The organism is Algoriphagus sp. (assembly GCF_024305035.1).
In the GTDB taxonomy this organism is placed as follows: domain Bacteria; phylum Bacteroidota; class Bacteroidia; order Cytophagales; family Cyclobacteriaceae; genus Algoriphagus.
This window is the reverse complement of sequence record NZ_JAMWZB010000028.1, coordinates 1-19,052: the sequence shown is the minus strand read 5'-3', so window position 1 is coordinate 19,052 and position 19,052 is coordinate 1. Positions and strand designations below refer to the sequence as shown.

Genomic DNA, 19,052 nt, shown 5'->3' with positions numbered 1-19,052 from the left:
AGGTTTTCATACCTTGTCTAAATATATGTCAGGATGTAGTAGCTGCTCCACCACTCCGGGTGGTTCCGGAGGCTGCCAAAACAACGGCACCTGCGGTACGAGCGATTGTAATAAAATGAATGCATTCGACTGGCTTTCCCACATGGGAATTCCTCAGGTCGATACCTACGATATTGTCGAAATTAAATTCAAAGGCGGTAGAAAGGAATACTACCGCAATGTCGATTACCTCGCACTCAATACAGGAGATCCCGTGGTTGTCGATGTTCCGAGTGGCCATCATATTGGCTATGTTTCCCTACAAGGAGAACTCGTGAGATTGCAAATGCAAAAGCGAAAAATCAGAAATGATGATTCAATTTTGAGAATATATCGGATTGCTAATGCAAAGGATTTGGAAAAATGGGAAGAAGCCCGAAATCGGGAAATGCCCACGCTTTACCGTTGTCGTCAGATAGTCCAAGAACTCGGGCTTAAAATGAAAATGTCTGATGTAGAATATCAAGCGGACAATTCCAAAGCTACTTTTTACTATTCTGCCGATGAGCGGGTAGATTTTCGTGAACTAATCAAAGTATTGGCCGGAGAATTTAAAATCCGAGTAGAAATGCGCCAAATCAGCCTTCGACAAGAAGCTGGAAGATTAGGAGGAATAGGAGTTTGCGGCCGGGAGCTTTGTTGCTCGACTTGGCTTGTTGATTTTAAAAATGTCAGTACCTCAGCGGCTCGCTATCAAAATCTATCACTTAATCCCAGTAAACTCAGTGGACAATGCGGTCGACTGAAGTGCTGCCTTAATTATGAGCTGGATACTTACATGGATGCCATTAAGGACATTCCATCAGTAGAAAGACCCCTTCAAACTGAGCAGGGGCCTGCTAAACTTCAAAAAACAGACATTTTCAGAAAACTCATGTGGTTCAGTTATAACCACGACAATGATTGGCACAGCATTACTTGCGATCGGGTAAAGGAAATCCAAGAAATTAATAGTCAAGGAAAAAAGGTATTTAATCTTCAGTTTAACGAGTCCTCTGAGCTGGAAGATCTAGCTGCCCAATCCACTCGGGAACTAGAGATTTTAGATAAGAAATTTGCTAAAAAGAAGAAAAAGAAAAAGCCTAGAAACAAAACCCGAAATCAATCGAATCAGGATTTACCTACTCCTTCGAAGTCAGCGGCTCCTTCGCCCAGAAATCCTCGAAGTAAAGAGGCTGACAACAGGAAACCTGACCAAACTAATCCAGAAAACAGGAAACGTCGGAATAAAAGTCGCCGCCGACCTCCCAACCCTCAAGGAAAAGTGCCAAAACCCCAAAATCTGGAAACTGGAAGCAGTGCACCAAAACCAAATCCCCACAAAAATACCCAGGAAGGGAAACGGAAATTTCCTCCCAGGAAAAACCAGGGGCCTAATTCAACTAAAGGTTCAAGTAATGAATAAGTCAACCTATTTATTTCTGGCTTTGGTTTTCCTGTTTTTCTCTTGTGGCCAAAGAAGGGTTTATGAGGAATTTATTTCTCTTGAAAATCAATCTTGGAATATTTCCGACAGCCTGCAATTTGAACTTGAAGCGATTGATTTAACAGGTAAAAAAGCGCTCATTGCCCTTCGATTTAATGAAGAATACAGATACTCCAACTGTTACATTCGGGTAATCAGTAGAGATTCCACGCGATCAATTCTTGCGAATAAATTATTGGATATCCCACTTTTTGATTCAAAAACAGGAGAGCCTCTAGGGGATGGATTTGGTAGTACTTTTACTAAATACGACACCTTGCCTTTTTCAATCCCAAATCATACCGTGTCGATTACCCTGCTCCAATACATGCGAACAGAGCATCTTTCTGGAATAGAAGCAGCTGGGATAAAAATTATAGACTGAAAAAGCCGCCATATTTACTGAAATGGCGGCTTTTTTTTATGAAAAAGAGGGCTATTTTTAGCGCATTTTCTTGTAAGCATTAATCAAACCATTGGTCGAAGCATCATGGGCAGTTACCGGATCATCGTTTTCCAGTTCCGGCAAAATCCCATTGGCCAGAACTTTTCCCAATTCCACTCCCCATTGATCAAAACTAAAAATATTCCAGATCACCCCTTGAACAAAAATCTTATGCTCGTACATCGCTACCAACATTCCTAAGGTATAGGGGGTAATTTTGCGAACCAAAATCGAGTTCGTAGGTCGATTCCCTTCAAATACCCGATGCGGAGCCACTTGATCGATGGTCTCAAGCGATTTACCTGCTTGATTCATCTCCGTTCTGACCTCTTGAATCGTCTTCCCTTTCATCAAGGCTTCGGTTTGCGCAAAGAAATTGGATAATAACTTTTGGTGGTGATCTCCAATAGGATTATGAGAAACTGCGGGAGCAATGAAGTCGCAGGGGATGATTTGGGTGCCCTGATGAATTAATTGATAAAAAGCATGCTGACCGTTGGTTCCTGGTTCTCCCCAGATAATTGGTCCGGTGCTGTAATTCACTCGCTCACCATTTCGACTGACATACTTCCCGTTGCTTTCCATATTCCCCTGCTGAAAATACGCCGCAAATCGATGTAAATATTGATCGTATGGAAGAATTGCCTCGGAAGCCGCTCCCAGAAAATTAGTATTCCAAATTCCGATCAAAGCCAATAGCACCGGAATATTCTGGTCAAAATCGCTTTTTCGGAAGTGCTCATCCATGGCAAAAGCTCCGGAAAGCAGCTGCTCAAAATTCTCAAATCCAATCGCACAGGCAATCGGAAGACCAATCGCAGACCAAAGAGAGTATCTCCCTCCAACCCAATCCCAAAATTCAAACATATTTTCGGGATCAATCCCGAATGCCTGAACCCCATTCAAATTTGTGGAAAGTGCCACAAAATGCTTAGCGACAGCAGCTTCTTCTAGGGCATGATCCAAAAACCAATTTCGCGCCGTATGAGCGTTGGTCATGGTTTCTTGGGTAGTGAAGGTTTTGGATGCGATAAAAAACAGAGTAGTTTCTGGATCGATTTTTTTGAGCGTTTCTGCGATATGGGTTCCATCCACATTGGAGACAAAAAAGCAGTCCAACGATGCCGACTGATAAGGCTTGAGTGCCTCAGTGACCATTACCGGTCCGAGATCCGATCCACCTATTCCAATATTTACCAGGCTTTTAATCGGCTTTCCGGTATAACCCAACCATTTTCCTCGATTGACTTTATCGGCAAAGCGCTTCATTTTATCGAGCACTTGCTTGATTTCGGGCATGACATCTACTCCATCAACATAAACTGGGCGATTGGAACGATTACGCAAGGCGGTGTGCAACACTGCCCGCCCCTCCGTTTTATTGATCGGCTCCCCCTCAAACATGGATTGGATAGCATCTTGAAGCTTGGTTTCTCTGGCAAGATCAACTAAAGCTGATCGGATTTCATCGTTGATTTTATTTTTAGAAAAATCCACCAGCAGATCTTCGATCCAGAGACTGTATCGCTCAAATCTGCTTTTATCTTCAAAAAGTGAAGTAATGGAGAGGTCTTTATAGTTTGACGCCAAACTGATCAATTGCGACCAAGCTTGGGTTTTTGAAGGGTTAATCTGGTGCATAAGAAGGTTATGAATAGGAATGATGCACAAAATTAAGATTTATCTTGGAGGGGAAAAGTACCGATGGCTTTTGAAGAATTGAATCTTTCTTATTTCTTAGCCAATTGAATCAAAAATACTAAAAATGTTTTTTTTAAAATTTAAGAATCCCAAAGTCCTTTTAACTTTCCTGTTGACTTTTGGATTGGCTATGGGCCCTCCGCTCCCTGGCATGAGCCAAAATAAGACAATTGAAAAATTGAATACGCATTTTTACCCGGTTTCTGAAGAAGACAGTGCTTCATTCTCTTATTTTAAAATGACTTCTCTGACCAAAGACTCGGTTAAACTGGAGCGGATTTTTGATCGGAAAAATCGACTGATAAGAGTGATTAAAACAGCGTTGAATCCAGTTGCCGATTTTAAAGAAAAAACGACAGATACCTACGATCCACAAGGAAATATACTCTCTCATCGAATTGCCAATTTGGCAAATGGAAAGTTCATTGAAACTTTCTTTTTTGACCAAAAACAGGTAGGACAGGTTCTATTCGAGGGAAATAAAACCTATCATGTCATTCGAAATGGGGAGGAAAAACCAAGCTTGAAAAATTCAAATGACTTTGAGCCACGGTTTACTGAGCCGTTGGAGACCTGGAATTTATATCTTATAAATCATCTGTCGATAGACCAGAAGAAAGTCAAAGAGTCAAATCAAAATGTCATCGTCGGAATTTTGGTCGATGAAATTGGGATGGTTAAAAAAGTAGAGTGGGCCAATCCTCGGGGAGCTGAGCCCTATTTGGCAGAAAAAGCAATTGCTGCCGTTAAAGGTTGGAGTAGAAATTTTCTACCCGCCTTAGATTCCTTTGGGAATCCAACTGAAAAATGGCTCTATGTACCAATTACCTATAAAAAACATTAAAAAAGCCCGATCACTCGGGCTTTTTTAGATATTATTCGTTTTTGAGAAAATCCCTCAAGACATAATTGAGAATCCCTCCATGGCTGAAGTAGGCGATTTCTACTTCCGAGTCCAAACGGGATTTGACTTTAAATTGAGTTTCTCCTTTTTCGGAAACAGCCAATACGGCCAATTCTTGACCCGGCTTTAAGCCTCCTTCGATCCCGGAAATCGTAAACTTCTCCGCTCCAGATAAACCTAGGGAGCTGGCATTTTCACCATCCAAAAACTGTAAGGGTAGAACTCCCATGCCGACCAGATTACTGCGGTGAATCCGCTCATAACTTTCGGCAATGACTGCCTTGATTCCCAATAAATTTGTTCCTTTTGCCGCCCAATCTCTCGAAGATCCTGAACCATATTCTTTCCCCGCTAAAACGATCAATGGCACACCGGCTTCTTGGTATTTTTGAGAGGCCTCATAAATGCTCATTTCATTACCTGTAGGAATGTGCGTAGTGAATCCACCTTCTTTTTGAGCCAATTGATTCTTAATCCGAACATTGGCAAAAGTGCCTCTGACCATCACTTCATCGTTTCCTCGCCGAGAGCCATAAGAATTGAAATCGGGTCGCTGCACTCCTCGCTCAATAAGGTATTGACCGGCCGGAGAGTTTTCTCGGAATGAACCGGCCGGAGAAATATGATCTGTGGTGATGGAATCTCCCAATTTCAGCAATACCTGAGCCCCTTCAATATTTCTGGGACTGGGAACTTCCTCGCTGATTCCTTTGAAAAAGGGGGCTTCTTTGATGTAAGTAGATGAATCATCCCACGGGTAAATCTCGCCTTTTCCAGATTCCAGGTTTTGCCAAATTTCGTTTCCTTCGAAAATTTCCCCATAGCTCTTTTGATAATCCGATGGAGAAAGAACCTGACGTGATAGCTCATCGATTTCTTCCTGGGTAGGCCAAATATCTTTCATATACACCGGCTCCAAATTAGGATCATATCCCACTGGTTCATTGTACAAATCAACATCCACCCTACCGGCAATGGCATAAACGACTACGAGCATCGGAGACATCAGGTAGTTCATTTTAACTTGAGGGTGGACTCGCGCCTCAAAGTTACGATTACCCGAAAGTACCGAAGCCACCACCAAATCATTTTCCTCAACAGCAGTAGCAATGTGTCTGGGTAAAGGACCTGAGTTACCAATGCAAGAGGTGCAGCCATAGCCAACCGTGTGAAACCTCATCGCTTCTAAATCATCCATCAGTCCAGCTTTTTCCAGATAATCGGTCACTACCTTAGAGCCGGGTGCCAATGAGGTTTTGACCCAGGGTTTGACATCAAGGCCTTTTTCCCGCGCCTTTCGGGCTACCAGACCCGCCCCTAACATAACCGAAGGGTTGGAGGTATTGGTACAGGAGGTGATAGCAGCAATGACGATAGAGCCATCATACAGTTCGAATTTTTCATGGTGAAGATCCACCGTAACGGTTTTCAGCCCATTTTTAACTTTAGTTTCATAGCTTACATCTGCCTCATTGGAGGTCTTCTCTTTTCCCTCCTGTCCTCCACCTTCTGCAAACCATCTACTCACTTCCCGCTGATCAATGGGAATATAAGTTCTTCCATGAACCGCATGAATAAGCTCCTCAAACTTCGACTTGAAATCTCTAACCAAAATTTTATCTTGAGGCCGTTTCGGTCCTGAAACAGTAGCCTCCACCGTTGCTAAATCCAATTCTACCAACGAAGAATATTGGATCAAATCCTCATCCTCTCTCCAAAGTAAATTGGACTTACAATAATTCGCTACTAATTGGATCTGCTCTTCACTTCGGTTGGTTTTAGACATGTAGTCTAAGGTACGGTCATCGATAGGGAAATACGTGACCGTACAGCCAAATTCCGGTGACATATTCGCAATTGTAGCTCGATCAGGCACAGAAAGGTGGTCCAGGCCTGGGCCAAAAACTTCCACAAATTTCCCGACCACCCCATGTCTTCTCAAAAGCTCAGTAATTGTTAAAACCATATCTGTGGCAGTGGTTCCAGCAGGTAATTTTCCGGTCAGCTTTAATCCAACCACCTCCGGCATAATAAAATAAATAGGCTGTCCCAGCAACGCCGCTTCTGCTTCGATACCTCCTACTCCCCAACCGACTACTCCTATTCCATTGACCATGGGTGTATGCGAATCCGTACCGACGAGTGTATCGGGAAAAGCCATCCCATCCCGTAGGATAACCCCTTGAGCTAGGTACTCTAAGTTCACTTGATGACAGATCCCCATACCAGGAGGCACTACCGAGAAATTGTCAAAGGATTTTTGCGCCCATTTCAAAAATTGGTAGCGCTCCCGATTTCGCTCATATTCTACTTCGACGTTCTTGAGGTAACTGTAATTGGTTCCAAAAAAATCTACCTGAACTGAATGATCAATCACCAGATCAACTGGGATCAAAGGATTAATTTTTGCCGGATTTTTCCCTTTACGTTTGGCCTCAGACCGCAAAGATGCAATATCGACCACGGCCGGTACTCCAGTAAAATCCTGCATCAACACTCGGGCAGGTTTATAGGGTATGTCCTTATCTGTAGGCGAGGGAGACCAGGAAAGCAAGGTATCGAGGTGGTCTTGAGTAATGGCAAAATCATCGAAATTTCGTAAGGCATTTTCGAGTAAAATCCGAATTGAAAAAGGCAAGTGTTTTACTTTTTTACCTGATTCTTCCAGTTTTTTAAGACTCCAATAAGTCACATCCCCTTGGGGTGTGTTCAAAGTTGATTTGATGTTAAATGGATCTAGCTTCATACTTTTGGTATTGGTTAAAAATCTAATTCGATTAGCTTCTTAGAATTGGTTTATTTTAATTTCTAGGGATTTTAAGATATCTATTTTTTGTCAAAATGAATAGAAAATTGACCATGAAGATTTAACTTCCTTCTTTCAAACCCTTATCTAATGTTGATTTTAGAAATTTTCAGTTCGTTTTTTATTCTTGCTACCTTTCTTCCTCTAATCAAATGGGATTATTGGTGGATTCGGGTCTTTGACTATCCCAGACTTCAAAAGCTAATTATCAACCTCATACTGCTTTCTTTTTGGATAATTTTGGATCCAGCTTTTTCCCATAAAACACTACTCTATAGTTTTGGATTAATTCTAGCTTCCAGTTTTTTAGTCAAAAAAGTCTATCCCTTTACTTTTTTAGGAAAAAAAATGATTTCCAAGGTCAATTATGACATCGATAGTGGGATTCATGCGTTAGTGGCCAACATTTACCAATTCAATAAAAAGTACGATAAAGTCCTCAAGTTAGTCAAACGAAGATCTCCCGATTTGGTCTTTCTGGTCGAGACCAATAAAGAATGGGAAAAGCACATGATACCACTGGAAGAAAAGTACAACTACCACATCAAAATCCCTCTTGAAAATACCTATGGCTTGCTTTTTTACACGAACCTGGAAATTGTCAGGAAAGAAATACACTATTTGGTAGACCCGGAGATCCCTTCTCTGGAATTGGATCTCCTACTTCGAAACGGCAAAAAAATCACCGTTTATGCGATTCATCCTACACCTCCGGTGCCTGGAGAAAATACGCTCAGTACTGAGCGGGATGCTGAAATTTTGATCGTAGGCAAAAAGTCAAAAAACAATCCCCTACCCTCTATCGTTTTTGGGGACTTAAACGATGTAGCGTGGAGCTACACATCCGAATTGTTCCTGAAAGTCTCTGAAATGGCTGATCCCAGAAGAGGACGCGGGATGTACAATACTTTCCACGCTAAAGTCCCTGTATTTAGATGGCCTCTAGACCATTTTTTTCTCAGCAAGCACTTTGCCCTGTCCAGTTTGAAGGTTCACCGGGGAGTCGGCTCAGATCATTTTCCAATTAGTATCAAGGCCGTGTTGACCATGACCAACGACACCGATACGCTGAAAGCAGATGGGGAAGATAAAGAAGAAGCCCACCAGAAAATTGCCAGTGGGCTTGCCATGAATTAAAAACGATCGATTTAATTCTCGTTTTCTTCCGCTTGGGCTTTTCGTTTGAATCCTTTTCTAAATGGCCAGGTATATTCCAAGGCTTCCAGGCCACGGTTCAAATTATAAGTGGCCGAATCGGTATTATTCAGGGTACTTTTCAGAATTTCTGCAAATTCGGGATCATTAAGCAGCATTCCCATGGAAGTGTTGGGATCATCTAGTTTTGCGGATATTTCATTGAGTTTTGCGGTAAGCTCCTCTGTATTTGCCGCTGAGCTTTTAAAGCTTTCAAGCGTCGCTCTCAGGTCACTGGCCATGGTGGTATCTGAAGCTAAATCATTGAAGAGGTTTCCTTCCTGATTGAGTGTGGAAGTGAATTTATTCAGATCAGTGAGCATTTTATTGCTGTTGATACTGGCCTGGTTCAGGTTTGCAAGAATAGATTTAAAATTATCCGCCAAAACAGGATCAGTCATCACCGCGCCAACAATCCCTTCTCCGGCAGCTAGTTTTGAGGTTAGTTTTTTCAAATCATTGGTGATGTCTACCAAGTTTTTATTGTTCTCCTGAAGCGTTTCCATCATTCGGTCTGTATCCAAGGGCATGACGGCCTCTAGTCGGTCACCATCCTCCACTGCAGGAGCCATAGTTGTACCCCCATAAATAACAATGATCTTATTTCCTATCAATCCATCCGAACTGATGGTCGCTTTGGAATCCTTTCGGATAAAATCCTGAACCGATTCTTCCACATTCATCTCCACTTCTACCTGAGAATCTCCATAGAAATTGATCTTTTTGACCGTTCCAATTTTTACTCCGGAAAACCAAATATTATTCCCTGGCTGTAAACCTCCGATATCATCAAACACTGCCTTGAGCTGAATCGCCTGAACAAATTTCTTCTGTTGTCCTCCTAGGGTAAGTACCCCGGTAACCAAAATGGCAATACCTATAAAAACAAATATGCCAACGATAACGGATCGTTTATTTTCACCTCTCATGATTCGATAAAATTATAATCGTAGAATGATTTTACTTGCTCGTCCTCTGCTTTAGAAAAGACTTCCTGAAAAGAGCCTTTGGACCGGAACTGCCCATCCAGCAATACCGCCATGCGATCCCCGGTGACTTTAGCACAGGTTAAGTCATGGGTAATAACGATCGATGAAGTACGGTATCTCTCTTGCACCTCATTAATCAGATTATTGATGTCCATACAGGTAATTGGATCCAATCCTGCGGTAGGCTCATCATAGAGCATAATTTCAGGATTGAGGATTAAAGTTCGGGCTACCCCAATTCTTTTTTTCTGACCACCCGAAAGCTCTGATGGCATTTGGTTGATGGTCTGAGGCAAACCCACACTATCGAGCATTTCCTCGATTTTCAGATCTTTCTCCTTTCGAGACAAATTTTTGATATTTCTAACCAATGGAAACTCCAGATTTTCCTTGACCGTCATACTGTCATAAAGAGCTGAATTTTGAAATGAAAAACCAATTTTCAACCGTAGTGCATTCAGCGCTTTGGTTTTCAACTTTTCAACGTCCTGGCCCAACACACGCATCACACCGGAATCCTGAGTCAGCAATCCGACCATAATTTTAATGAATACCGATTTCCCTGCACCAGATTTCCCGAGAATAACCACCGTTTCCCCTCGATGTAAATCCAAATCTACTCCCTTAAGGACATGAAGATCTCCAAAAGATTTTTTCAGACCAATTGCTTCTACTACTTTTTCCTTCATTACATATTCCGGATTGCGTTGACGATCTGAAGGGCCAAAAGCTCTTCAATAAATATCAAAAACATAGAAATCACCACCGCAGAGTTCGCAGCGCGACCCACTCCCTCGGTTCCTTTGGTCGAATTGTAGCCTTTATAACAACCTACAATTCCGATCGTAAATCCGAAAAGAATAGACTTGAGCACTGAAGACCAAATGTCCAAAAAGGTAATGGACTCAAATACCTGAAAGAAAAAGGTCGTCAGCGATACCATTTCATTGGCATTTACATTCAAGAAGGAGCCCATCAAAGCCACAAAGTCGGTATACATCACCAAAAGCGGGATCATAATCGTAGTAGCTGTCACGCGAGTTACGACCAAAAATTTAAAGGGATTTGTTGCCGAAACTTCCATAGCGTCAATCTGCTCGGTTACCTTCATCGAACCGATCTCCGCTCCAATACTGGAGCCTACTTTACCCGCTGCAATTAGCGCGGTCACCAAAGGTCCCATGGCTCTAACTACTGCAATAGAAATCAAAGAAGGCAACCAAGAACTCGCTCCAAACTCGGACAAAGAGGGTCGAGACTGATTGGTGAATACGATACCGACTATAAAGCCTGTTAAAGAAATCAAGGGGAGTGATTCCACCCCAATGCGGTAGCATTGGTGAATGAGTTCCTTAAATTCAAAAGGAGGCATAAACACTTCCTGAAAATATCGCCTGACAAAATTCCAGGCATCTGCCAATCCTTTGAAAAACTTATCTATTTTCTTCGAAAGCAAGGGCTTTCTGTCATCTGCTTCTTCAGCCATAATGTTGATTCGAATGCCCGAAATTAATTAAAATATTCTAAAGGAACCCCTTTCTGATTTGATTAGGACAGCATCGATTCTAGATCTTGCTGTGAGAGGGGTTTTTCAAAATGTCCTTGGATAAATGGATCGTCTTTAATTCTATTTTTATCTCCAGGATCCACTGAACCACTTAAAACAAAAACCCTGCCCTTAGTTCCAATTTTCTTCATTTCTGTAATAATTTCCCAGCCACCCATTTCCGGTAAATGAAGATCCAGCAAGATCAAATCAACTGAATTATTTTTTAAAAAATCAACCGCAAAAATAGGATTATCAAAGCAATGTAATTCGGATTTCGGGTCCACTTTAGAAAGCCTTTTTTGTAAGAGAATATGTTGAATTTTGTCATCATCTATCATCAAAATTTGTCTCTTAGTCATTTTTTTAATTCATTAAATTGATACGGTTTTCAGATATATTTTTTGACTTGCCTATGCTCCAAAACTGTATTTCCTAATTGGTTTTGACACACAAATCTACCGGGATTCCGGTCTGCCATCTCCCATTTTTACATTAATGGCAAGTACGTAAAAAATAAACAAATGGATTTTAGCCCCATTGGACAAAAGTAAATTTCTTCAATAGTTTAGCCTAGACTAATTTTTTTAGCTTAATCTAATTAAGTCTTCGCTAATTTATACTTAAAAAATTATAGATCAGTCATTTGACTAACAAAATCTAAAGTGAAATAAAACGTTATGAACCGAAGAAAATTGAATCAAGAATAACTAATTAACTGCAAGTTTTAAGCCAGGAAAATAAGGGTTTCCAAACGATAGACTTTACCTATCAGAGGGTTTTACCTCTTAAAACAATGGTTATCCCAAGAGCAAAACTATACGCCTCCATTTTCTGCTTCCTGATCAAACCCCGTTCTTAAATCATGAGGAGCAACCGTTCTTTTGAAAATTGCAAACAAGCTAATTTGTCAGGAATGCAAAGAGGAATCCCCCATCTTTATCTTGTCAAAAATCTAATAAAAACGGCTTCTAATCTCGCTTATATTTTATTCATTAATGATGAGCGAATCAACTCCATAATTTAACTTTTCCCAGAATTTATTACCTCTTCAAAAAATCAATTCCTTTCAAAAATTGTCGTAATTTCGATCAGTTATTTCATCACTAGAAACCGCCAACACCATGAAAAAAATTTTGCTATCAGCTCTCTTCTTTTTGGCCTTTTGGACGATCTCCCCTGCCCAAGAAAAATTTGATCAAGAGCTCGCCACCAAACTGGGAGCAGATGAATATGGGATGAAAAAATATGTGGTCGCCTTCCTATACCGCGGGGATCGAGTCAGTGAATATAGCGATGAGGAGCGTGCCGAATTTCAGCGTGGACACCTAGAAAATATCACCAAACTGGCCAAGGAGGGTAAAATGGTTTTGGCGGGTCCCTTCTTCGGAAATGAAGAACTCCGAGGATTGTTCTTCTTCAATGTGGAGTCCATTGAAGAGGCACAGAAACTAACCGAGTCCGACCCTTCAGTCAAGGCTGGAATTCTCAAAATGGAGCTCAAAGAATGGTATGCATCTGCAGCTCTCCCTTTATTACTTGAACTTCATTCAAAAATCGCAAAGGAAGCCATCTGACCCTGATCAAAAAATTAGAAGAGCGAGAAAGAAAGCTTGTTGGTCAATAGTTCCAAAGCTCGAATAGCTTTGACCGAGTTTCCTTTTTCGTTGAGTTCAGGACTCCAGACAGCAATGCTAAACTTATGCGGCATTACCGCAGCGACCCCACCCCCTACTCCACTCTTTCCCGGAAGGCCAACCCGATAGGCAAATTCTCCAGCTTCATCATAAAATCCGCAAGTCAACATGATGGCGTTGATCCGCCGAGCATGACTTTCCGAGAGAATTTCCCGTTGAGCAAAAATGGAATAGCCATCATTGGCTAAAAAGGAAAAGGATTTGGCCAGATCCACACAACTCATCTCCATGGCGCAGTGGGAAAAGTACACGTCCAGTACTTCGTCGATGGAATTGTTAAAATTCTTGTAGGATTTCAGAAAATAGGCTAAAGCTGTATTTCGCTCGGCATGGTTTTGCTCCGAACTTTTGACTGCAGAATTAATTGCTACACAATTTTTCCCTGCGATTTCATTGATAAATTCCGAAATCTGCTGAGTTGGATTTTCGAATTTACTGCAAAGGGCATCGGTGATCACTAGGGCTCCGGCATTAATGAAGGGGTTTCTGGGAATTCCCTTTTCATATTCCAACTGTGCGATTGAATTGAAGGGATTACCGCTGGGCTCCACATTGACTCGTGACCAAAGCTGGGGGTCGAATTTTGGAAAAACCATGGTCAGCGTATGCACCTTGCTAATACTTTGAATCGAAAAGGACTTCTGATAATCGCCAATACCATATACCTTTCCCTTAAGATCTACCAGAGCGATCCCAAACTGATCGGGATTGACACTAGCTAGCTCAGGAATGTAGGTGGCCACTTTGCCTCTTTGGTTTTCCTGCTTTACCTCTTGGTAAACTTCTTCAATGATTTCCTGATAATCCATCGGAGTAAGTTGGGAAAATTATGGGGACTTGAAAAGAAAAAAGCCTGAGAATCTAATTTAACCATACATAAGAAACTGATGTATCTAGTTTTTTGATATATTTGATTTGCTAATGCATTGAAACGGCTATGTCAAACAACAGTCTGATTAAAGGAAGCTTACAGACCATCATCCTCAAGCTCCTTGAGGAAAATGAAAAAATGTACGGCTATGAGATAACCCAACGGGTAAAAGAACTGACTGGTGGTGAAATCAAAATCACCGAAGGTGCGCTTTATCCTGCCCTGCACAAGTTGGAGGCAGAGGGAATGTTGACCACCGAAATCCAGCAGGTTGACAATAGGGTACGGAAATACTATAGCCTGACCCAAGACGGTCAAAAGGAAGTTAGCGCCAAAATGAGCGAGTTTCAGCGTTTCGTTGGCCACCTCCAACGCATCCTAGATCCAGAGTGGAAGCCGGGATTAGCCTAATTATTTAACCTAACACACGCAAAGCAATTATAAAAAGTAATTTCATAACTAGGACACCAAAGAAAAAGGATTACACGGCGAAAACTATGCGCCCGTCATGAGAAACCAAAGACTATGCGCCAACTTACAGACCCAGAACTCCAAGAAATACGCAAATCCATCCTGCGGAAAGAAATTTCCTCAGCCGAAATTCTGATGGAAATATATGACCATTACATCAGTCATTTAGAGGAATATTCCCTATCAGAATTTTCAAATCAGCTTTTTGAATTGGATCAAAAATTCACCTATGGGTATTGCCATGCACTGCAAGCCAATTTTAAAACAGAGGCGAAAAAGGACATCTATCAAACTCAATGGAAAGTGATCCGATCCTATTTCTGTACTTCTCGGTGGTTGTTTTTAGCAGGGGTTTTGGTGATAATTTTTTTAATTGCAACTCAGTCCCGAAGCGAACGAGAAACCCAGCTTTTAGTACTTTCTCCTTTGGTTTTACTAACGATCACTTCCTTTATTTTCCATTGGAAAAATTATGTAAAACTGAAGCCGATAAAAAAAGCCTTTAGGGGAAATGGCATCCCGATTCAATCCTCTCTGGCTTTGCCTATTTCAGAACGCATGCATTTGCCGGTTTTACTGATTTATACGGCAAATTTCTTTCTTTCCAGACTTTTTGAACTTCCTATACCCTATGATCAAATCCAAGCTCCACTAGCTACCCTATTGACTGCTGGTTTAATTCTGTATTTTCTTTCCTTGATGGAAGTCTGGAAAATCAAATCTAAAACTGCCTGGGTATGACATGCTCTAAAGACCAAATCAAACAGCTCAAAAAACTGATCTCCAAAAAAGGCTATTCGGAGATTGACGTGCAATATGAGATTCTTGATCATGTGGCCTGTAAAATCGAGGATTTACTCAAAGACCACCCTTCTTTAAATTTAGAAGACGCCTTTCGAAAAGTACATGCCAGTTTTGGAATTTTTGGATTTAGTGAGTTGGAAGAATCTTACAAAAAGGCTATCGAGAAAAGAATACGGTTGAATTATTGGAAAGAGTTAAAACACCTTCTAACCAGCTATAGGCTCTTATTTCCTATTCTACTGGGTCTACTTATTTACCAAACCTCCATTCTATTGAAAGACCCCGAAGCTTGGGTTTTAGTCTTGGCAGGTTTCGTTTTAGGGGGCAATTCTATTTTTATCTTTACTTATTGGAAAAAATACCAATACTTAAAAAATTTTGCTTCGTTTATAGGTTCGACTCAAGTCTTTCAAGCCTTGAATATGGGAATCTTGGCTAGCCTCTATTCCTATCAGTTCGTTTATAAATCCACCGAAGAGGGGTCATTTCTTTTCCTCTTCATTTTCAAAATTTTGATCATTTTAATACTTGTTGGATGCGCCATCAGCTCGTTTATTCTTCCCAAACTTCTCGAGCAATCGATCACTGAGACTGAAAGGCTCAAAAAACGCTATGAATCAGCGGAAAAGTAAGCGTCTTTTTCCACTTCCTAGGTTTTCCACCTTGGAGCGTAGGTCCTCTTTTTTGACCACTGGAACTGCCCACTTTATCCAATTTTTTACCTTAGATGTCAAAATCCCTAACCTCTGATTACTTTTACCCTTTGCTTGGATCAAATTTTACTTCACAATACCATAATCTAACTCCCATTATTTTTCGCTACCTTTGCGGCTCGAAAAACGCAGATCATGCAGAATATCAGAAATATCGCGATTATCGCACACGTTGACCACGGCAAAACTACGCTAGTGGACAAAATCATCCATGCTTCCAAAATCTTCCGGGAAAATCAGCAGTTTGAAGACTTGATCCTGGACAACAATGATTTGGAACGAGAGCGTGGAATCACCATTCTTTCAAAGAACGTATCGGTTCGTTACAAAGACACCAAAATCAATATCATTGATACTCCGGGTCACGCTGACTTTGGAGGAGAAGTAGAGCGCGTATTGAAAATGGCCGATGGAGTAATCCTATTGGTGGATGCTTTCGAAGGCCCTATGCCTCAAACTCGATTTGTATTGGGGAAGGCGCTTGCTTTGGGATTAACCCCAATTGTGGTCGTTAACAAGGTGGATAAAGAAAACTGCCGTCCAGATGAGGTGCACGAATCAGTTTTTGATTTAATGTTCAACTTGGATGCAACCGAAGAGCAATTGGAATTCCATACCCTGTATGGTTCGGCCAAAAACAACTGGATGGGGCCTGATTGGAAAAACCCAACTGATTCCATTCTTCCGCTTTTAGATGCCATTTTGGAATATATTCCAGAACCTAAAATTGATGAAGGTACTTTGCAGATGCAAATCACTTCCTTGGATTACTCCAATTTCGTAGGCCGTATCGCCATCGGACGAGTAAAAAGAGGAACGATCAAAGAAGGTGCCCAACTCACCCTTTGCAAAGCAGATGGCGTTTTCAAAAAAGTAAAAGTTAAAGAACTTCATGTATTCGAAGGCCTTGGAAAAGCAAAAGTTTCAGAAGTGGTCGCCGGAGATATTTGTGCGGTAACCGGAATCGATGATTTTGAAATCGGAGATACGTTGGCAGACCTGGAAAAGCCTGAAGCACTTCCAAGAATCGCCATTGACGAGCCTACGATGAATATGCTCTTTACCATCAACAACTCTCCTTTCTTTGGCAAGGAAGGAAAATTCGTGACTTCTCGTCACTTAAGAGATCGTTTGATGAAAGAAATGGAGAAAAACTTGGCGCTTCGCGTAGAACCAACCGACTCCGAGGATAAGTTTTTGGTTTATGGTCGCGGTATTCTTCACTTGTCGGTTTTGATCGAGACGATGAGAAGAGAGGGCTATGAACTTCAAGTAGGCCAGCCACAGGTGATTTTCAAAGAAATCGATGGAGTGAAGCACGAACCGATCGAGACGCTCGTAGTCGATGTTCCTCAGGAAACTGCTGGAAAAGTAATCGAACTGGCCACTCAACGAAAAGGTGAATTGCTTGTCATGGAGCCAAAAGGTGATTTACAACATTTGGAATTCAAAATTCCTTCCAGAGGATTGATTGGTTTAAGAAACAACGTCCTAACTGCCACTCAAGGAGAGGCCATCATGAACCATCGGTTTTCTGCTTACGAGCCTTTCAAGGGAAATATCCCTGAACGAAATAACGGTTCGTTAATTTCCATGGAAGCTGGACAGTGCACCGCTTATGCGATTGACAAATTGCAGGATCGAGGAACCTTCTTTATCGAGCCGGGAGATGAACTATATGCAGGACAGGTAATCGGTGAAAACTCAAGGGACAGTGATATTGTTGTTAATGTGCAGAAAGGCAAAAAACTGACTAACATGAGAGCCTCAGGTTCAGACGATAACGTCAGAATTGCTCCAGCAAAGAAATTCTCTTTAGAGGAAGCCATGGAATATATCCAAAAAGATGAATACTTGGAGATTACGCCAAAATCCATCCGAATGAGAAAAATTTACTTGGATGAAAACGAGCGAAATCGAATGGCTAAGAAAGAATCCTGATCATAAAAGGGAGTTATTAGTAATTTAAAAATTTGATCAAAGACCTCAGTGAGAACCTTACTGAGGTCTTTTTTCTTGCCTATTATCCAGCGATTCATGAATTTCTCTTTGATTAACTTAAACTTTTTTAAGTTCTTAACCGTGTATTCATTGAAACTTTAATTTCTAATCATGCGTCTTATCCTTCTTATTTTCTCTGTTTTTTTAATTGGCTTTCAATCATTGGCTCAATCAAACCACGATATTCTTTACCTTCCCGAAGGCCCCAAAGAAGTCAAGGTCAAAGAAATAGGCCAATCCAATATTAAATACACTTATCCAGACGAGGAGGTCGTTTACTCCATCAATAAGTTTTTGGTTTCCAAAGTAGAATTTAAAAGCGGTAGAGTGGAGAATTTCAAATCACCACTGAAACCGGTTTATAATTTAGCAGATGCCAAAGATGTTTACCTCACGTTTAACCCCGATGAAGTAACAGGACTTTATAATTTGGGCAATCTCTTCTCAAAAGCTACAGGTGTCACCACCCTCTCCAGCATTAATAATGTCAACAATCGAGCCTTAGAAAAATTGAAGTACGAAGCTGCCATGATGGGTGCCAATGCGGTCTATATCGGAAACCAATATCAAAGAGGAAATCAATATGGAAATGAGTACACCCCGGGGAACAGTACTCAGACCTCTTATTCGGGAATGGCCTTTTCGAACAAAAAACTGAATCTGGATGGAATTGAGGAGTTGTTAAAAACTCAGCAATTGACCTCATTTCAAAAAGTCGTATTAAAAAGAAATGGCTGGTCTCCAAAAACCTTTGATAAACCCTCTTTTACCGACTCAGGGGAAAGCATTGCACTCAATATCGAAAAAATCACCCGATCAGAAGATGCGATTTTTGTCACCATCCCCTCACTTCGGGCAAAATCAAATCAGTTGAAAGTCATCAGCTACAAAGAAGACTCTATTACCCTAATGGAAAGGGATGATAATGGAATCACCAATTATTTGCTTTTGACGGAAAATCACCCCTTTTTTAAAAAATAAAAGAGAGAAAATTTTTTAAAATATTTCACTTTACCAATCTACCAATTCCAAAATCGGATGGGTAATCAACATGGATTTTCCTTTTGATTGAACTAATTGATAGCTGTTTCCTTTCTTATCAAAATTTAGAAAATTGGGTTCTACAATTTTTTCTTTCATCCTTTCCCCATCAGACACTAATAGAAGCTGCTTATAGGTAATATCCTCCCCGAAATCCCCAAAAATAGCCCATAATTGTAAAAACCAATCATCAACTACCACCATATCAATCAAAATATCCTCACGGAATTGGCTTTGTTCTCTTGCATTTAAGCCTAAGTATTCTTTTTTAAATTCAATTTCTTTATACTTCAAATACTTTGACCGGGGAATGTCACCAGAAAATAACATTACACAGTTTTCAGAAATAATAAGTACATAATTTT

At 41.0% G+C, this 19,052-nt stretch carries 18 protein-coding genes; 10 read left to right on the top strand and 8 right to left on the bottom strand.

Annotated features, from left to right (window positions below; genetic code table 11):
• Window positions 1–25: 25 nt before the first annotated feature.
• Together ricT and Q0L00_RS15410 are read left to right on the top strand one after the other, a co-directional pair.
• Window positions 26–1,444, top strand: a complete 1,419-nt coding sequence (gene ricT, locus Q0L00_RS15415; protein ID WP_297337780.1) for a regulatory iron-sulfur-containing complex subunit RicT — start codon at window positions 26–28, stop codon at window positions 1,442–1,444.
• A complete protein-coding gene (locus Q0L00_RS15410) occupies window positions 1,437–1,889 on the top strand; it encodes a gliding motility lipoprotein GldH (protein ID WP_297337779.1) in 453 nt (150 codons plus the stop codon). Before ricT ends, Q0L00_RS15410 begins: the two co-directional genes overlap by 8 nt.
• 57 nt (window positions 1,890–1,946) lie before the next feature.
• Here the strand turns inward: Q0L00_RS15410 and pgi are convergent, their stop codons facing one another.
• Complete coding sequence (pgi, locus tag Q0L00_RS15405) at window positions 1,947–3,590, bottom strand: glucose-6-phosphate isomerase (RefSeq protein ID WP_297337778.1); 1,644 nt, start codon at window positions 3,588–3,590, stop codon at window positions 1,947–1,949.
• Between the two features lie 124 nt (window positions 3,591–3,714).
• On the opposite strand from pgi, the gene Q0L00_RS15400 reads away from it, so the two are divergent.
• Window positions 3,715–4,494: a hypothetical protein gene (locus Q0L00_RS15400; protein WP_297337777.1), complete on the top strand. Its 780-nt coding sequence runs from the start codon at window positions 3,715–3,717 to the stop codon at window positions 4,492–4,494.
• A gap of 31 nt (window positions 4,495–4,525) precedes the next feature.
• Here Q0L00_RS15400 and acnA read toward each other — a convergent pair whose 3' ends face one another.
• Window positions 4,526–7,300 (bottom strand): aconitate hydratase AcnA, encoded by a 2,775-nt coding sequence (acnA, locus tag Q0L00_RS15395; RefSeq protein ID WP_297337776.1) that lies wholly within the window; start codon window positions 7,298–7,300, stop codon window positions 4,526–4,528.
• Window positions 7,301–7,450: 150 nt separating this feature from the next.
• Here acnA and Q0L00_RS15390 point away from each other — a divergent pair, with 150 nt between their 5' ends.
• A complete protein-coding gene (locus tag Q0L00_RS15390; protein ID WP_297337775.1) occupies window positions 7,451–8,497 on the top strand; it encodes an endonuclease/exonuclease/phosphatase family protein in 1,047 nt (348 codons plus the stop codon).
• Window positions 8,498–8,508: 11 nt separating this feature from the next.
• On the opposite strand, the gene Q0L00_RS15385 is transcribed toward Q0L00_RS15390, so the two are convergent.
• The 4 genes from Q0L00_RS15385 to Q0L00_RS15370 all read right to left on the bottom strand — a co-directional run bounded on the left by Q0L00_RS15385 (window position 8,509) and on the right by Q0L00_RS15370 (window position 11,451).
• Window positions 8,509–9,483, bottom strand: a complete 975-nt coding sequence (locus tag Q0L00_RS15385; RefSeq protein WP_297337774.1) for an MlaD family protein — start codon at window positions 9,481–9,483, stop codon at window positions 8,509–8,511.
• Entirely contained in the window at window positions 9,480–10,232 is a 753-nt protein-coding gene (locus Q0L00_RS15380) for an ATP-binding cassette domain-containing protein (RefSeq protein ID WP_297337773.1), read from the bottom strand. The genes Q0L00_RS15385 and Q0L00_RS15380 overlap by 4 nt, the downstream gene beginning before the upstream one ends.
• A complete protein-coding gene (locus tag Q0L00_RS15375; RefSeq protein ID WP_297337772.1) occupies window positions 10,232–11,029 on the bottom strand; it encodes an ABC transporter permease in 798 nt (265 codons plus the stop codon). Before Q0L00_RS15375 ends, Q0L00_RS15380 begins: the two co-directional genes overlap by 1 nt.
• Before the next feature lie 62 nt (window positions 11,030–11,091).
• Window positions 11,092–11,451: a response regulator gene (locus tag Q0L00_RS15370; RefSeq protein ID WP_297337771.1), complete on the bottom strand. Its 360-nt coding sequence runs from the start codon at window positions 11,449–11,451 to the stop codon at window positions 11,092–11,094.
• A gap of 762 nt (window positions 11,452–12,213) precedes the next feature.
• Here Q0L00_RS15370 and Q0L00_RS15365 point away from each other — a divergent pair.
• Window positions 12,214–12,666, top strand: coding sequence for a YciI family protein (locus tag Q0L00_RS15365; protein WP_297337770.1), 453 nt, complete (start codon window positions 12,214–12,216; stop codon window positions 12,664–12,666).
• Window positions 12,667–12,680: 14 nt separating this feature from the next.
• Here the strand turns inward: Q0L00_RS15365 and Q0L00_RS15360 are convergent, their stop codons facing one another.
• Window positions 12,681–13,595: a glutaminase gene (locus tag Q0L00_RS15360; protein WP_297337769.1), complete on the bottom strand. Its 915-nt coding sequence runs from the start codon at window positions 13,593–13,595 to the stop codon at window positions 12,681–12,683.
• A gap of 128 nt (window positions 13,596–13,723) precedes the next feature.
• Between Q0L00_RS15360 and Q0L00_RS15355 the strand changes: the two genes are divergently transcribed.
• The 5 genes from Q0L00_RS15355 (at window position 13,724) to Q0L00_RS15335 (ending at window position 18,627) form a co-directional block, all read left to right on the top strand.
• Window positions 13,724–14,068 carry a helix-turn-helix transcriptional regulator gene (locus Q0L00_RS15355; RefSeq protein WP_297337768.1) on the top strand — a complete coding sequence of 115 codons (345 nt, stop codon included), beginning with the start codon at window positions 13,724–13,726 and terminating at the stop codon, window positions 14,066–14,068.
• A 114-nt stretch (window positions 14,069–14,182) separates the two neighbouring features.
• A complete protein-coding gene (locus Q0L00_RS15350) occupies window positions 14,183–14,869 on the top strand; it encodes a hypothetical protein (protein WP_297337767.1) in 687 nt (228 codons plus the stop codon).
• The gene (locus tag Q0L00_RS15345) at window positions 14,866–15,564 is read left to right on the top strand and encodes a hypothetical protein (RefSeq protein ID WP_297337766.1); all 699 of its coding nucleotides are present in this window, start codon (window positions 14,866–14,868) and stop codon (window positions 15,562–15,564) included. The genes Q0L00_RS15350 and Q0L00_RS15345 overlap by 4 nt, the downstream gene beginning before the upstream one ends.
• 216 nt (window positions 15,565–15,780) lie before the next feature.
• Window positions 15,781–17,586, top strand: coding sequence for a translational GTPase TypA (typA, locus tag Q0L00_RS15340; protein WP_297337765.1), 1,806 nt, complete (start codon window positions 15,781–15,783; stop codon window positions 17,584–17,586).
• A 171-nt stretch (window positions 17,587–17,757) separates the two neighbouring features.
• Window positions 17,758–18,627, top strand: coding sequence for a hypothetical protein (locus tag Q0L00_RS15335; RefSeq protein ID WP_297337764.1), 870 nt, complete (start codon window positions 17,758–17,760; stop codon window positions 18,625–18,627).
• Window positions 18,628–18,657: 30 nt separating this feature from the next.
• On the opposite strand, the gene Q0L00_RS15330 is transcribed toward Q0L00_RS15335, so the two are convergent.
• Window positions 18,658–19,052 (bottom strand): hypothetical protein (locus Q0L00_RS15330; RefSeq protein ID WP_297337763.1); only part of this gene is annotated, 395 nt, incomplete at its 5' end.